At 62.5% G+C, this 14,826-nt stretch carries 15 protein-coding genes; 6 read left to right on the forward strand and 9 right to left on the reverse strand.

Going from position 1 to position 14,826, the window contains the following annotated elements; all coding sequences use genetic code 11:
* Positions 1 to 993: autotransporter family protein (locus ORK51_RS04510; protein WP_266084321.1), on the forward strand; the 993-nt coding region annotated here is incomplete at its 5' end.
* Between the two features lie 454 nt (positions 994 to 1,447).
* Here ORK51_RS04510 and ORK51_RS04515 read toward each other — a convergent pair.
* From ORK51_RS04515 to ORK51_RS17860, 3 genes are all read right to left on the reverse strand, one after another.
* Positions 1,448 to 2,146: a GNAT family N-acetyltransferase gene (locus tag ORK51_RS04515; RefSeq protein WP_266084322.1), complete on the reverse strand. Its 699-nt coding sequence runs from the start codon at positions 2,144 to 2,146 to the stop codon at positions 1,448 to 1,450.
* Positions 2,147 to 2,415: 269 nt separating this feature from the next.
* On the reverse strand, positions 2,416 to 2,979 hold the full coding sequence (locus ORK51_RS04520) for a hypothetical protein (protein ID WP_266084323.1): 564 nt from the start codon (positions 2,977 to 2,979) through the stop codon (positions 2,416 to 2,418).
* Complete coding sequence (locus ORK51_RS17860) at positions 2,948 to 4,642, reverse strand: tetratricopeptide repeat protein (RefSeq protein ID WP_323053980.1); 1,695 nt, start codon at positions 4,640 to 4,642, stop codon at positions 2,948 to 2,950. Before ORK51_RS17860 ends, ORK51_RS04520 begins: the two co-directional genes overlap by 32 nt.
* Positions 4,643 to 5,389: 747 nt before the next feature.
* Here ORK51_RS17860 and ORK51_RS17905 point away from each other — a divergent pair.
* Positions 5,390 to 5,569: a TonB family protein gene (locus ORK51_RS17905; protein WP_429000621.1), complete on the forward strand. Its 180-nt coding sequence runs from the start codon at positions 5,390 to 5,392 to the stop codon at positions 5,567 to 5,569.
* Between the two features lie 114 nt (positions 5,570 to 5,683).
* Here the strand turns inward: ORK51_RS17905 and ORK51_RS04535 are convergent, their stop codons facing one another.
* The 3 genes from ORK51_RS04535 to ORK51_RS04545 all read right to left on the reverse strand — a co-directional run bounded on the left by ORK51_RS04535 (position 5,684) and on the right by ORK51_RS04545 (position 7,252).
* Positions 5,684 to 6,025, reverse strand: a complete 342-nt coding sequence (locus ORK51_RS04535) for a hypothetical protein (protein WP_156785654.1) — start codon at positions 6,023 to 6,025, stop codon at positions 5,684 to 5,686.
* A gap of 58 nt (positions 6,026 to 6,083) precedes the next feature.
* The gene (locus tag ORK51_RS04540) at positions 6,084 to 6,833 is read right to left on the reverse strand and encodes a hypothetical protein (protein WP_261998208.1); all 750 of its coding nucleotides are present in this window, start codon (positions 6,831 to 6,833) and stop codon (positions 6,084 to 6,086) included.
* A gap of 134 nt (positions 6,834 to 6,967) precedes the next feature.
* Positions 6,968 to 7,252 carry a hypothetical protein gene (locus ORK51_RS04545; RefSeq protein ID WP_070425153.1) on the reverse strand — a complete coding sequence of 95 codons (285 nt, stop codon included), beginning with the start codon at positions 7,250 to 7,252 and terminating at the stop codon, positions 6,968 to 6,970.
* Here ORK51_RS04545 and ORK51_RS04550 point away from each other — a divergent pair.
* Both ORK51_RS04550 and ORK51_RS04555 read left to right on the forward strand, forming a co-directional pair.
* Positions 7,242 to 7,331, forward strand: coding sequence for a fasciclin domain-containing protein (locus ORK51_RS04550; protein WP_156785655.1), 90 nt, complete (start codon positions 7,242 to 7,244; stop codon positions 7,329 to 7,331). The two genes, ORK51_RS04545 and ORK51_RS04550, sit on opposite strands and share 11 nt — an antisense overlap.
* 104 nt (positions 7,332 to 7,435) lie before the next feature.
* Positions 7,436 to 7,795 carry a DUF6713 family protein gene (locus tag ORK51_RS04555; protein WP_261998210.1) on the forward strand — a complete coding sequence of 120 codons (360 nt, stop codon included), beginning with the start codon at positions 7,436 to 7,438 and terminating at the stop codon, positions 7,793 to 7,795.
* 745 nt (positions 7,796 to 8,540) lie between these two features.
* On the opposite strand, the gene ORK51_RS04560 is transcribed toward ORK51_RS04555, so the two are convergent.
* Positions 8,541 to 10,019 (reverse strand): NAD-dependent succinate-semialdehyde dehydrogenase, encoded by a 1,479-nt coding sequence (locus ORK51_RS04560; protein WP_266084324.1) that lies wholly within the window; start codon positions 10,017 to 10,019, stop codon positions 8,541 to 8,543.
* A 65-nt stretch (positions 10,020 to 10,084) separates the two neighbouring features.
* Between ORK51_RS04560 and ORK51_RS04565 the strand changes: the two genes are divergently transcribed.
* Positions 10,085 to 11,662, forward strand: coding sequence for a PQQ-dependent sugar dehydrogenase (locus tag ORK51_RS04565; RefSeq protein WP_266084325.1), 1,578 nt, complete (start codon positions 10,085 to 10,087; stop codon positions 11,660 to 11,662).
* A 141-nt stretch (positions 11,663 to 11,803) separates the two neighbouring features.
* On the opposite strand, the gene ORK51_RS04570 is transcribed toward ORK51_RS04565, so the two are convergent.
* Complete coding sequence (locus ORK51_RS04570) at positions 11,804 to 12,865, reverse strand: BRCT domain-containing protein (RefSeq protein WP_266084326.1); 1,062 nt, start codon at positions 12,863 to 12,865, stop codon at positions 11,804 to 11,806.
* A gap of 35 nt (positions 12,866 to 12,900) precedes the next feature.
* On the opposite strand from ORK51_RS04570, the gene ORK51_RS04575 reads away from it, so the two are divergent.
* The gene (locus tag ORK51_RS04575) at positions 12,901 to 14,103 is read left to right on the forward strand and encodes a hypothetical protein (protein ID WP_266084327.1); all 1,203 of its coding nucleotides are present in this window, start codon (positions 12,901 to 12,903) and stop codon (positions 14,101 to 14,103) included.
* Between the two features lie 54 nt (positions 14,104 to 14,157).
* On the opposite strand, the gene ORK51_RS04580 is transcribed toward ORK51_RS04575, so the two are convergent.
* Positions 14,158 to 14,679 carry a DUF6622 family protein gene (locus tag ORK51_RS04580; RefSeq protein ID WP_070425159.1) on the reverse strand — a complete coding sequence of 174 codons (522 nt, stop codon included), beginning with the start codon at positions 14,677 to 14,679 and terminating at the stop codon, positions 14,158 to 14,160.
* Positions 14,680 to 14,826 lie beyond the last annotated feature (147 nt).

Genomic DNA, 14,826 nt, shown 5'->3' on the forward strand with positions numbered 1-14,826 from the left:
CCGCTGCCGCCGCCGTCACCGGCGCCGCCAGAGCCGGACCCGTATGCACCCCAGCCGGTGCCCGTGCCGGAGTACCGCAGCGAGGTGTCGCTCTACACCGCGTTGCCGGCCATGGGATTGCGTTACGGCTGGGCCACGCTCGGCAACCTGCACGAGCGGGTAGGGGAGCAGGAGCAGCTGCGCCAACGCGCCGACCTGCGCGGGGATACGTACTTCAACGGTGCCTGGGTGCGCGTGATCGGCGAGAACGGTGACGTGGAAGGCAGCCGACGCGGCATCTACGGTGGCAGCCCGCGCTACGACTACGACATTCTGGCCATCCAGGCCGGCGCGGATGTCTATGCGGTGGAGCATGACGACGGAAAGCGCGACCACGCGGGCCTGTATCTGGGGCAGGGCAGGATGCGCAGTGATGTGACGCATTTCGATGGCACGCTGGCCGGCCGCAACCAGGTCAAGGGCACCTCACTTGGCCTCTATTGGACGCGCTACTGGGACGAAGGCCAGTATCTGGATGCGGTCTGGCAGGGGACGTGGGGCAAAGGCAAATCCAGGTCGAGAAACGGCATTCTGCTGGAGCGCGACAGTTTCGGCTGGGGGGCATCGCTGGAAGGAGGCTATCCGTTCCAGATCGATGAGGAGGATGAGGATAAAATCCTCGAGCCGCAGCTGCAGGTGATTTATCAGCGGATCGACCGGGACCACAACCGCGACCCCGCCGCGCTGATCCGGTTCAGCAACATGGACTCGCTCGCTGCCCGTCTGGGCCTGCGATGGGCCAACACCTGGACCCTGGAGCCCACGCATGACGGCATCCGGCGGTTGTTCACCGGATGGCTGCGGCTCAATGGCTGGCATGAGTTCCGTGGCCAACCGGTGACCGAGTTCTCCTCGGCGGAGGGCTACGTGCCATTCGAAGCCAATCTGAAAGGCACGTGGTGGCAGCTCAACGCCGGGGCGACCTGGCAGTTGGGCGCTTCGACCAGCCTCTAAGCGAACATCGGCTATCAGCGCAGCTTTGACCGTGCGTTTGATGCTTGGGACGGCAAGGTGGGTGTGCGTTGGAACTGGTAACGTTGTGGCGAGCAAAAGCCTTTGAATTCAAATAGGGGACCTATGTGGGAACAAGAGGACATCAATTTAGAGCACGGCCAGCGGTAGATTGAGGAGGCCCGCGTGGTACCTCGCCGCAGCCGCCAGCTGTTTTACATAATATACATTATGCGAAATCGATGATGCGCCGTCTTTTGCTGGTCTGCCTCTCGATGTAGTTCCGCTTTCCTTCCCAAGGCAGTCACGGAGCGCGCAGTCATACGCCAGGCTCGCACCGATATTGCCACCGCCAATCACCGCTACGTTCAATACAGTCATGAAGTCTTCCATTACCCAACAGGCAGCTAACGCATTCACATGAACTGGCCGCGGATGGGCGCGGCCAACAACGTGCTCACGATTCGTGGGCGACTTCCCAGGTGCCATAGCGCACCAAGCCGCTCGAGCGGGCCAGCGCGATGGAGGCGTGATTGTCATGCTGGCAGCGATACTGCAGCTGGTGACCACGCTCCTCCGCGTTGGCGCGCAGCGCACCCACCAATGCGCGCCCCAAGCCCGTGCCGCGTGCGCGTGGCAAGGTCAGCACCCCCATGTCCGCAATCGCCGCGCCGCCCCACGGATACATGCTGGCAGCTGCCAGCAGTTCTCCCCCACCGAAGGCTCCGAATACAGACCAGTGATCGAGCTCCACGTAGGCATCTTCCTGGTCCTGCTCGGAGGCCTGGCGTGTGAAGTGCTCGAACGCCTTCGCGTCGTCGGGACCCAGCTGACGCACCTCCATGCCGGGCTTCAGCATCATCTTTGCCACGGCGCCGGGGCTGGCGTAGCACACCAGATCGGGCGCATGCAGGCGGATGCCGCCACTGTGCAGGGCCTCGCGCAGGGTTTCTGGCGAAACGCGGGTGGCGGGATGCGCCGTGAGCTTCGCAGCCGCGGCAACTTCCGGGGTGAGCGCCGCATGTACGCTGCCGTCGCCGGTCTCCAGGATCATCGCGCGCCGCTGCACATCCAGCCCGGGATTGACGAAGGCGGTAAGCCCCGGCGCACTGGGTAGCTGCTGCCCGCTGTGCAGCAGACCGTGCCAGTACTGCACGACGGTCGTTGAGAATTCAGTCACTGTGGGTGCTTCCTTGTGTGTACGAGGTGGCGAAATCTGTCAGTGCAAGTGCGCGCGATTCCAACCACGGAACGAAGTGGGGAGCGAGGGGGCAGCGCAGGCGCTGAACAGCGGGCGCCATCCGCCAAGCGTGTCGTTGACATCGACAACGCGATCACTACCGACCAGGTGGGCTCCGCATCGCAGTCGATGCCGGGGACATCGCTCAAGCTGCTCCAGCCGTTGCAGGTCGCTACGCATGATCGTCAGCACGAAGTGGCGAAGCGCCGGGCCTTTGAGAGCTTCCTGCGCCGTTGCACCGTGCCGGTGCAGCAATGCCAGAATGCCTTGATCAGACAGGTCGCGATCACATAGAACTCAACAAGCCCGAAGACGCCCAGAAACGCCCAGGCTACCAAGTTGAGCGTCTCGAACGAGAGCCCAAGCGGAGCCTGCAGGGCGTCGGCGGCTGCGAAGGCCACCAGAGAGAGCGGTAGCGTCACCATCACGACCAGATAGAAGAAATCCCCGCTGTCCAGCAGATCCAACAGCAGGCAGGCCTGGTACAGGAGCGCGAACACCGCCGCCCCCCCCCTGCCCGATCTGGACCATGCCCTGCCCAGAACCGAACGCCATTCAATGGGGTAATGGCGTTGCTTTTTCGGCAGCCTCGCTGCCTCGCGTTGTGCACGGCGAACTCGGCTGATCATGGGCGCCCCCTTGGCGAGTGGATCGTCGCCCAGATGAAGTCGGGACGGCAAGGGCCGAGTGATGGCCGGGAAGACCACGCCGGTTCTGTTACTGCGCGGATGGCGGGTTGGCAGCCCCATGGCACTTCTTGTACTTGTTACCCGATCCGCACCCGCACGCGTCGTTGCGGCCGGGTGTCTCCACCGCCCTCAAGGGGCGGGTCACCGCTACCTGCGGTGCCGCGGTTCGTGCAGGCGGATCAATGCAAGCCTCCCGACACATCATGAGGGTGTTGGTGATTACAGCACTACGTTCCGTCGACCGCACGACCTGTGACTGGATCTGGTCAAATCGCGCAGATCGATCTGTGACGGGGACGCAGTGTCTGTCGAAGAGGCAGAGCGTGTGCAAATGCCAAGTTTCCAGGGCGCCCGGGTCGGCCTGCCTGATCAGGTCTCGAGCTCGACAAACGATCCGCTTGCAGGCATCCAGGCAGTCATCCCGCAGCTGATGAGGATCCTCCGTGGCAACCATTTCGAAACAGACCTGCAGGTAATCGGCTGCCTTCACCCAGTCTTCCAAGTGCGTGGCCCGGCGTTCGATCATTCCGGCAGCGTACAAGGCAGAGCGCGCCCTGTAGTCGGGAAACTGGAGCGCACGAATGTACTGCTCCTCAGCGTCGAGTTCGGATTGTCCGGGGATGAGCCCACCCTCAATCGACGCCGCAAGGTTATAGATGGCGTCTGGATATCCTTGGGACGCTGCCTCCTGAAGATAGGTAAGCCCCGTTGCCATGTCCTTCTGGACGCCGTCCCCGTGTAGATACATCACGGAAAGGTTGTATTGGGCCTGGGGGTCACCGGCATTGGCAGCCTCGGTTGTGTACCTGGCTGCGGCCGCCTTGTCCGCGATGCCGCCAATCCCAAGAGATAGCATTGCTCCCAGTTGCGCGAGCGCTTCCGGATGACCTGACCGTACGGCCTTTTCATACATTTCCCTGGCCAGCGCGGGATCCTTCTGGAAGATTCCATTTCCGTGCAGGTAGGCATTGCCTACATACACAAGCGCATCAGGAAGATCCGCCCTGGCGGCATGGGCGATGAAGTTCTGTCCACGGGTGTGCTGCGGATCGGTTGGCGTTGACTCGCTGACAAGGTGATGTCCAAATGAGTAGCTTGCGCCGACGTGCTCCTTGACTGCGGCCCTGCGCATCCAGAAGAGTGCCTGTTCCAGGCTTTCCTCAGCAGCGACGCACTCTCGGGCAGAAAGTTCGTAAGGCTGGCGGCCAGCGGGACTCGAGCACTCCATGAAGTACGATCCGGCCTGGAACATTGCCTCCGGATCACCGTCCAGCATGGCTTTCCCACACATCTGCCATAGAGCGTTGGACTTCACGGGGGCTACGATGCAGTCAACTTCGACTTGATGCGTTCGCCAGTACAGCTCCTTCAGAAGCCGCAGAGCGGCGTCGAGTGACAGCCTGGACATGCCACCGAAGTCGTGTGAAGTGTAGCCGTGGTGCTCGGGATGAGCCGCTATGTTGCCGTTGGAATGCAGTACACCCAGAGCACTCAACACAGGCCGGTTCGCTATTCCGCGAGTGCCGAGGTTTCGAATCTTCTGTGCAAGGGGCTCACTACTCTGAGCATTGGGCTCATCTACGAGCGTACAGAATCTATGGGCGAAGCCGCGAAGATGGGAAAGGCTGAGTGCCGGGGCCTCTCCACTCAGGTTCTTGCCGCTCTCGTACAGCCTGCCAAGCTCAGGGTCGAGCACCATGGCAAGCTCAATGTCATCGATCATCTTGCGTGGCAGAATTCAATAGGTTGGTGAGATTCTAACGGTTGCCGCGAGCGCCGCAACGACGTCATGTAGGCGGTATGGAGCGGGTACACGAGAGTGGCCAGTTCCCGCACCCATTAGATCTCGCCAGCAGTGACCCGATGCCCTCTGGTCTTTATCGTACGTGATGACAGCGGCCCTCGATGCCTGGCAGCCGGCCTCTGGCATGCCCGTCAATGGCGACACGCCTTGGGCCCCAACAGGCCGCGACAGCTTCAGCTGGCGATACAGCGCCGCTGCAGTTCAGGCAAAGCAAGGCCGAGCGGAATGCCCGGCGGAGCCATTGGCCAGCGCTACTGCTGGTTGGCGCTGCCCTCGCTGGCGTTGCGTGATTTGCCTACCGGCACCTTCCTACGGGCCAAGGTGCCGAGAACTAGGACTACGCGCTGGACTCAAAGGGCTACATCGCATCGATTGGGCCTGCATTCTTTGATAAGCCGAAATCCTTGCTTCTCGTGGACGACACCACAGGGAAAGCGCTGACGGACAACAGCAGTGTCAGGGTGGAAACTTCAATGCCTGCCGTGACATCCAGGGTTGGATCACCAATCGCATCATGGAGAGCTGCGCGACAACCAGGGCCGCTCCGCGAGCGGCGGATCCCCCCCCCCGCTCCCAGCCGGTAGCTGAAGACCGGCCTGCAGAACAGGACAAGCCCGCGCAGGATCATGATGTGACTCCCCGGGAAGACAATGCGGCACCCGAGCAATCACCCGGTTCCACCGACATCACCATTCGTTCCTCCCCTGCCCCGCGCCACCTCCGACAGCTTTCCGCGCTGGCATCGAGGGCGTTGTCCGGGTGAGGGTCGATGTCGATGCGCAGGGTTATCCCACCGATGTGTCGGTGGAGACATCCTCCGGTAACAGCGACTTCGCCCTGAACTGATCGCTCTCAACGCGGCGCTGGGAAGTCCGGCCTCGCTTTCATGAGTAGAGCAGCTGCCCGGCTGATCAGCGCCGGGCAGCTGCCTTGAACCCTTGGTGGGCTTCCTGCACCGGGCTACTTCTGGAGGACGTCGCGCACCTGGTCCAGCTTCTTTGCGCTCCTGATGTAGTCCTCATGAAGGCTTTTGATGCGCGCACTCAGTGAAGCAGCAAGTTCTTTGCGCTGCGCCCCCGTAGTCGCCTTTGCCATGAGAGCCAGTTCCTTGTTGATCGCCTTGAAGCGACCAATCGCTGACTGCGAACCCGTATCGAGAACCACGGCGCGGAGCGCGGCGTACTTGACCTCCGGGAAATGCTCCCGACGGATGTCGACCAGCTTCATCCCTTCCCGCGCAAGTCGATTTACCTTCTTCTGATCCGCACTGCTCAGCGTCACTGCCTTCTTTTCTTCAGCCATCTTGCTCTCCTTGAAAAACGTTGATTCCATTCGCGGTGTGGGTCATGCGGCAAGGCCGCTACTGCTTGGGTGGCCACTGCTCCAGCCACCAGTCCTGCTCATCGCGTAGCAAGGGAACCCACACGCGACTTTCATAGGAGGGGTTGTAGACGCCGGCCATCGAATCGCTCAGGGCGGATCGCTTCCTGGATACATCAACAGAGGGGGCAGCCCACCTGCGGCGCTTCCTGGTGCGGAATCGATCCTCAGGATCGACCGTGACGTGAACACCAATGGCATCGCCATCACCAGCAAGCGCATACTCAAAGTTCGAAAGCTCCCATGATCCTTTGAGGTCGGCAAGAAGCTCCAGTTCATCGAGCAGTTGTCCGTGATCGGTCGCGAGAACGATTGCCGTGAACGCCCTCTTGTTTGGATCCTCGATCGTCTGACTGCGGACCACGTCCAAGCGCGTACGAACAAGCATGGCAGTTGGCCCGTGCCTCGACTTGGACACGCTGGTCAACACACCTCCGCAAGCGACGAGTTCGAATTGGAGCCAGTCGAAGGCGTCCCTGATGGCGACGCCCAGGCTGAACTCCCCATCGTGATCTGGAACCGCGTCCATGAATGGCAGCGGGTTGGGGTAGCGAGGCTCGCCCTCAGCGCGCACCTGCCGAACAGCGGCCCGATAGTTCACCCCCGCCAGTGCGTAGGCCACCAGATCTCTGATGTTCCGGCCGGCCTTGGGCGAGCTCCAGTTCTCTGGGAAGATGCGAGCAATGTCCGACGCGGCGCGATCGGCAACAAGCTCCAATACTGTCTTCATGAAACACAGTCCTTTGCGTTCAAAGAGGCGACGCAGGCGCAACCGCCCAAGTCCATGGCTACTTATCGGCCCGAACACAGGAACATTGAGTACTTTCTGCTGCGCACGTCATGCATGTCTGCCCGAGCAGAGGATCAACGACCGCAGATCGCAGTACGCCGCTCGGCGAGATACTGTTGGGAAGCCCCCAGCTCGCGTACCAACCGCTCGATGAGATCGATGTCCGCTGCATCATCGGTAGCCGTGTACTGCTGAGGCTCGCGGTTGACCTCGGCGCTGGTCGCGCGCAACCCGTCGCCGTCGGGCGCGAAGTGCACCCGGGCGATGCGGGAGCCGGTCCAGCTGCGGTGCAGGTGGAGCGTTTCCCCTGCGTAATAGAGGAAGCACTTTTCCTGCATTTCCAGGGGGATGAGCCCCATGCGAACGCGCGCGGACGCTGATGTCATGCAGTCCAACGGCGTGGTGCACGTGGTGGACAGCGTGCTGATGCCGAAGTGACACTTGCCGGCGGGGCCCATCGCGGTAGGTGGGCTCCGTCGTGCCCGGTCGGGCAGTGATCGGACACTGATAGACTCGCGCCCGAGAAGAAGGACGGAGTCTTCATGGAGCGTTGGTATCTGGCAACACTGTTATCGTTGATCCTTCATCAGATCGATGCGGCTTTCTGGCACGAATGGGACATGTTCCGGGTGCCAGGCGGGGTTCAGGGATTCCTGGTATTCAACCTGGTCGCCGTTGGTGTACTGCTTCACGGCTATCGGCAGGTAGTCCTGGCCAAGCCTTCCGCCAGAGCCTACGCCGTCGTCTGCGGGGCTACCGGGATGGCGACAGCAGGAATCCATGTCCTGTTCGCTGCGGCCGGGCACGAGAAGTTCCATCTGCCGCTTTCGATCGCGGCCCTAGCTGCGTGTCTGCTTGCTGGTGCAGGACTTCTTCTGACTACCCTTCGCCGTCGTCCATGATGCAAAAAGCGCTCAGCCAATTTATCTGAAGCAAGGATCGCAGCGGACCGGTCAGGCCCGGAATCTAAGCAATGCGGTTGATGGACATCCTTGTCCGCTGCATAGGCCTACGCAGCAACGTGGTGCGGAGGAGTTCGCACGCTGAGTAGCCGACACAAAACCCCATTCGCACCCCTGGCTACCGCTCCCGACATCGCTGCCAGCCGCCTGCAGCAGCATGGACCTGCTCCCATCCATTCGGGAGTTTCCGGAACGCCTGACCGCCGATACATGCTGTTCCCGAACGCTTGGAGTCCTCTGATCCCAAGGGTGGCAGGTTCATCACGCTGTCCGACGGTCCCGGGCGCCCGGCGCGTTGGGCCTCAGCTGACAGAGTACGGGCCTCAACGCGTTCGCAGTAAGCCTTCATGCCGGGATGTGGGTGATTCGGCCACGCCAATTCTTCGCAATTGAACGGCGTGGTGCCCTTCGACATCGAGTTGTAGGCAGCCTTGGGCGCCGGAGGCAACGGCTTGGGTCGGGGACCCGTTGCAGAGTGCACTTGCGCCAGCGAAGAGCAGGCAAGCGAAAAAAGCAGCAATCCTGCTGAAATCCTTTTGAGCATGAGCTTCCCCCTGTAGCTGGGGGAAGCTTACCGCTTCAAGCCTGCGCCCGAGGAGCGTCGGAGCCGCTACGCCCGACGCCCTACCCGGCTCGGCCACCGCACGCAGGCGCAGAGTCCGGCAGCCCGGTGCCGGTGCCGAAATCAAGCCGACGCTGTAGCCGCAATCTTGATCGACTTGACGTTCACGAACTCCTTCAGACCTTCCGGACCATGCTCGCGACCATAGCCGGATGCCTTCACGCCGCCGAACGGAAGGGTTGGCGATGCCACGTCGAAGGTGTTGATGAAGATCATGCCGGTGTCGAAGTACTTGGTGGCCAGCTCCCGGGCACGCTGCACGTCGCGGCTGAAGATGCCGCCGCCCAGGCCGTAGCGGCTGTCGTTGGCGATGCGCATCGCATCCTCATCGTCCTCTGCGCGAATGATGGCCGCTGCAGGGCCGAACAGCTCATCCTCGTAGGCCACCTGCCCCGGCGCCACATCGGCCAGCACCGTGGCCGGATAGAACCAGCCCGTGCGGTCCGGCACTTCGCCGCCAACCACCAGGCGTGACCCCTGGGAGACGCTCTTGGTCACCTGTTCGTGGAGCTTGTCGCGCTGCGCCTTGGAGACCATCGGGCCGAGCTGGGTGCCGTCCGCATTCGGGTCGCCCATCCGGATCGCTTCGAAGGCCTCTGCATAGGCGCTCACGAAGGCCTCGTAATTCTTCTTTGTCACGATGAAGCGCTTGGCGTTGACGCAGGTCTGCCCGTTGTTGAACAGGCGGCCTTTGACGCAGGTCGCCACCGCCAGCTCCAGGTCGGCGTCGTCCAGCACCAGATAGGCGTCATTCGAGCCCAGCTCAAGCACCGTCTTCTTGAGTGCCGCGCCGGCCTTGGCCGCCACGGTGCGCCCCGCGGCCTCGCTGCCGGTCAGTGTCACCGCGCGCACCAGGTCGTTCTCCACAATGTCATTGGACTGGTCGTGGGTGATCAGCAGCACCCCGAACAGGCCCTTGGGCAGCCCGGCACTTTCGTAGATGTCGCGCAGCAGCAGCCCACTCCCGGTGCAGCTCTCGGCATGCTTGAGCAACACCCCGTTGCCCGCCATCAGGCTGGCGATGGAATAGCGGATGGCCTGGTAGGCCGGGAAGTTCCACGGCTGAATGCCGTAGACCACGCCGATCGGGGCGTGAGTCACAATGCCGGTGGCGCCCTCCACGTCGCGCTCTTCATCGGCCAGGGCGACGGGCCCTTGCTTGGCGGTGTAGTCACAGATGCTGGCGCACAGCTCGACTTCGGTACGGCTGTCTTCAATGAGCTTGCCGACCTCGTCGGTCATCAGCTGCGCAAACTCTTCCTTGCGCGCACGAAGCGCCTTGGCGATGTCTGCGATGACTTTCGCTCGCTCATCCAGACTGCGCAGACGCCACTGAAGAAACGCGTCATGGCTTGCCTTCACGGTGGCGGCGGCTTCGTCGTCCGACATGTAGGAATAGGTGGCGAGCACTTCTTCGGTCAACGGATTGATGGTCGTGAGTTGCTTGTTTGGCATGGGAAGAGAGGCTTTACGTAGAGGGGAGGTCCGTAGAGGGTCGCCGCCGTGCAGTTCCTCCGCTGTGAATTCTTCAACGGAATGCATCACTGGAGGTTCACCGGATCTCATTGCTAGAGTGTGGATTCGGCCTGTTTTGAAGAACTCCCTGCATGCGCTCCTGTTTGCGAACAGTCTCGATCACCCTCACTGCTGCATTGGCCACGGCCGCTGTTGCCAGCCTGCTCCAGACCCAGATCAATCTGCATGCCCTTACCCAGCTGGGCCTGGACGTCAGCTGGCCGGCACGGGCCGCAGTCACCGTGGAGGATCTGGCTCGGTTCGGACCTGTAATGTTCAGCTTTTCGCTGGCCGGCGGCGTGCTTGCGTCATGTCTGCAGCCAATTCTGCGCCGGCTTGGCCTCCATGCCCTGCCCTGCGCACTGCTCGCCGGTGTAGCCGGGCTGGCGGTCGTGTTGACGCTGCTACGCAGTGTGATTCCGATGCCGGCAGTGGCCGCCATCCGGGAGATTCCCGGCTTCGCCCTGCTCAGTCTGTGTGGGCTGGTGGGAGGCCATGTGAGCTACACGCTGAGGGCGCGTACCGTGCGCGAAACGCACCCCCACGGCGGGGTGGCCTGGCTGTTGCCGGCTGGCCTGGTGCTGCTGCCGCTTGCCTCATTCATGTTGATGCCGCCAACGGCGCAACGTGCACAGCCGCCTGCGGCAGGAGGCTACCAGGTCGCGACCGTCGCCAGCGGCCTTCAGTGGCCGTGGTCGCTGGCGGAACTGCCCGACGGAACGCTGCTCGTCACCGAAATGGCTGGCCGCCTGAAGCTGATTGACCGGGCCGGTGCACGTGTGGACGTCAATCTCTCCAAAATGCCCGCGGGCTATCAGCGTGAACGCGTGATCGGCCTGATGGACATTGCGCTGTCGACGGATTTCGAGACCGATCGCCGCATCTATCTGACGCAGGGCTATCGTGATCAACGCGGCGTGGGTGTTCGCTTGATCCGTGGCGCGCTGGAACGCGTTGGCGATGCGTGGTCCATGGAACAGGTGGAGATTCTTTTCGAATCCACGCCAAAAGCCAGCGACGGCAACAACGGCGGCCGCGTGGCCTTTCTCGACGCGCACACCCTGCTGATGACCGTGGGCGACGGTAGTGCCCGCCGGGAGGAAGCGCAGAATGTGCGCAACTCACTGGGCAAGGTGATGCGCATACATCTCGCGCCTGGCGCGAGCGTGGCGACCCTGTACACCTCCGGGCATCGCAACCCGCAGGGCATCGTGCATGACCCTGTCACAGACTCCATCTATGTCAGCGAACACGGGCCGCGCGGCGGTGACGAGCTCAACCGACTTCGACCGGGCGCAAACTACGGCTGGCCGATGGTCAGTCACGGGATCGACTACCCATTTGCACGGGTGAGCCCGTTTACCCGGCACAAGGCGTTCGAGGACCCTGAGGTGATCTGGTCGCCGTCCATCGCACCCTCCGGTCTTGCCGTGTATCAAGGCGCCCTCTTCAAGGGATGGCAGGGAGATCTACTGGTGCCTGCATTGCGTGAGCGGAGCATCCGCCGGCTCGTTCGTGACGGTGATCGCGTGGTGCGCCAGGAGCGGCTGCTCGTCGAATTGGGTGAACGGATTCGTGACGTCATGGTCGCTGCAGATGGATCCGTCTATGCGCTCACCGATGGGGTGGACGGCAAGCTACTGAGACTGATACCGGAAGAAACCCTGTGAGCATGCCGCTCAGGTGAAGTCGTGTGCGGAGGATTGACTCCGCACGCTCACGCTCGCCAGCAGGCGCGCGCCGAAGGCAAGCACGGTGCCACCGGCGCTGGGGGTATCGCTGGCCCTGAAGCTGCTGGCGGCCCAGGCGAATCAGCCGCCGTGATCAGCCAATGCATCGTGAAAGTCGAGCTCGTGAACGATTACGACACGTGACCCTGACTTACGAAGCGCAATGGCCTTTTCGACCTTGCGCCCGTAGCAGGCAAAGGCCCAACAAGGATTGCCTTCCGCGCCGATGACCAGGTAGTGGACCTTCTTCGATGGGGCTGAGTGGGCCGATCCCCCGAGCCTCTCGACGATCTGTTGGAACTCGGTGCGGGTGAAGCGTGACGATGCGCCGGTAAAGCAAAAGCCCCTATCCAGAAAGTTGATCTCGGGATCCACGGCGCACAAGCCGACGATCCTCTGTTCTTTCAGTACGAGCGGATTGGTAATCGTACGGTCGTCGAGCAGTGGCGTGAACTCCGCAAAGAATGCGAGGAGCAACGCGTGTTCCTTCGGGTCTATCTGTCCGTCCGCGAGTACGCCTGTGATGAGGCTCCCCACCTCATCGAATGGCCAGCATGTCCTCAGGTGCTCGTGATCTGCCATCCAATCTGACAGGGCGCGGAGCTCTTCCACGGAGATGTGCGTATCCGCAACGATGCCCCCCAGGATTCCGTGCAATCGCTGCAGGTCGGCAGTCACATCGGCGTAGAACTCGGTGGAGCGCAGCCGTTCGCACAGCCACAGGATGTCTGCGCGCTCTTCCTCGGTCAGGACGCCGTCGGCCACGGCGGTAGTGACAACCGGCACCAGCTCGTTGAATGGGTGCTGCTCTCGCACTGCCTCGTGCTCGACCAACCACAGGTTGAGGTAGTCGAGCTCAAGGGGATTGATCTGGCCGTCGATCACGATCCCTTCGACGATGCCGATCAGGGCGTTGACGGATTTGTTCAGTCGGGCTTTCGAGGTGAACCTGAAGTAGCTGCGGTGATCGGGGTGCATTGAGGTACGTCCCTGTTGGACGCCGTCCAGCGGCGCGTCATGGAAACTTACCGCGTCATTGACGTCTGGCGCCAGAGGCAGGCTGGCCCCTGTAACGATCCAGTTGCAGCATCGCAGCTGCGGCGTGACTACAACCAATGGCACACGAGCCAGGGGGCTGTGCACGCTATGTTGGTTCCAATGGAATGGAGGGAGTACGAGTGAGGCGTCTATTCTTCTCGGCAGCGCTGCTGCTGATGTGTGCGACGGCCGGAGCAGGTTCCAAGGCCGCCGACGGGACGACAACCGTGATCGTCCTTGGCGTGGACCACGCTGCCCAGCTTGTGGCCAGAAATGACCGCCCTGCCCGCCTTGCGGCCTTCCTGGCACATGCCAGGCCCGATGCCATCTGCATCGAGCGGTCGCCGGAGGCCTTCGCACGCAACGACTATTACGAGTTCACCTACGAAGTTCAGGACGTCGTGGTTCCTTTCGCCCGGCGCAACGGGATCGATCTGTGTCCCATTGACTGGGAGCCACCCGTCGAAGATGCCAAGCTTGGATTCGGCCTGGACCTGGGGGCGCCGCCGGAACTGCGCCCTGCCAGCGGGTTCCAGCAGTTCCTTTCATTCCCCTCCCCGAGCCAGCTCACGCGGGATCTCTTCCACGCCGACGAGGCAAAGAACGTGGAGCGGATCGCGCAGTGGGCGGCAACGCCGGCCAAGCGGGCCGCGGATGACCTGCCGCGCAGGCTGTATCTCTATCGCACCTACCTGCAGGCGCAGCGGGTAGCCGCCGCGGCGAAAGCGCGCCCCGGCGGCACGGTTGTCGTGGTGGTTGGCGAGTTCCACAAGCGGGACATCGAAGCGATCCTGGCCGCTTCCCCGGACCTGCGGATCGTACAGCCCTCCAGCCTCGGCGAACCCGGTGAGGCGCAGGTTCAGCGGGAGGAGCGTCGTGAGTACCACGCCGCTGTCGCCAGCTTCAACCTGCTGGGCGTCCAGTCCGGCACCGGCAACATGGACCGCGCATTTGTTCGGGAGTCGATGCAAGCCCTCAAGGCAGAGCGCGACTCGCCTGAAGTCGCGTTGCTGCAGACGCGACTGGATGTGCTTGAAGGCAGGATCGGGCCGGCGATGGCTGTGGACCGGTACCGATCCATTGCCACGGAGGCGGGCGAAACACGCTTCACGTGGACTGGCGTAGCTGACGCGTCACGCCTTGACTCCTACTTCGACCCCTTCGGTAACCTCAACGTACGCCAGCGGGCGCTGCTCGAGACGGCCCGCGAGTTGTACCGTGCCGAACGTGGTGAGGAAGCAGCAGGGATACAGCAGACCCTCGGCAGCGAGCTGAGCAACCGAAAGGCGGCTCAGCTTGCCGGCTACTGGGAGCGCTACGTCGTGAAGCCGGCATCGCCGTAAGCTGCATGGTGGTCAAGCGAATCAACATGACCGCCGATGTGCGCCGGCCCCAACTCAGCCCACCGCATCCACGGTCCTGTCCGGTGCAGCAAGCCGAGACGCGCGCAGGTACCGCAGATACTTGCCTAGGAAGATGCCTGTGAACCCCCCAGATAGCAGCAGATACGCGGCGCGGAAACTGCCGTCCGCGCTCAGTGAGGGGGATACGGATAGCGCGCACTCGAAGCCGTACTTCACCGCAAACGTCACCAGGAGCAGCGGCAGGAGACTGTAGTCCGCACTGCGCCACAGCTTTCCCGTGGACGGATTCAGGGTGAGCGTTGCCCGCCGCAGCAGCAGCCATCCAAGGCCCACGCCTGCGCCGATGCCCACCGACCACTGACCCCACGCGTCCCAGGCATTGCCGAACCGGTGGTTCATCGACACGATGCCCCACGCCACGAAAAGGGTCGGCACGATGGCCAGTTTCGTGAGCGAGGTTTCTCCAGGTTTCATGGCGGCGACGCCCCGTGCGACCAGAAAGACCAGAAGCGCCCAGACCCACACCGGGGTGTTCGAGAGAAGGGGATGCAGCATGTTCACGGGGCGTCCTTGAGCTGGGTGGGTGCCGGCGATGCAGCGCCGTGCGGGAATGGGTCCATTCTCGCTTTGCACCGACCCGTCACAAGTGACAGGTGTCAGGCATCCGGACGTACATTACGCAGCCAGCGCCGTAGACGTCGC

Origin of the sequence: Stenotrophomonas sp. RIT-551 (genome assembly GCF_026241915.1) — a bacterium.
GTDB lineage: Bacteria > Pseudomonadota > Gammaproteobacteria > Xanthomonadales > Xanthomonadaceae > Stenotrophomonas > Stenotrophomonas bentonitica_A.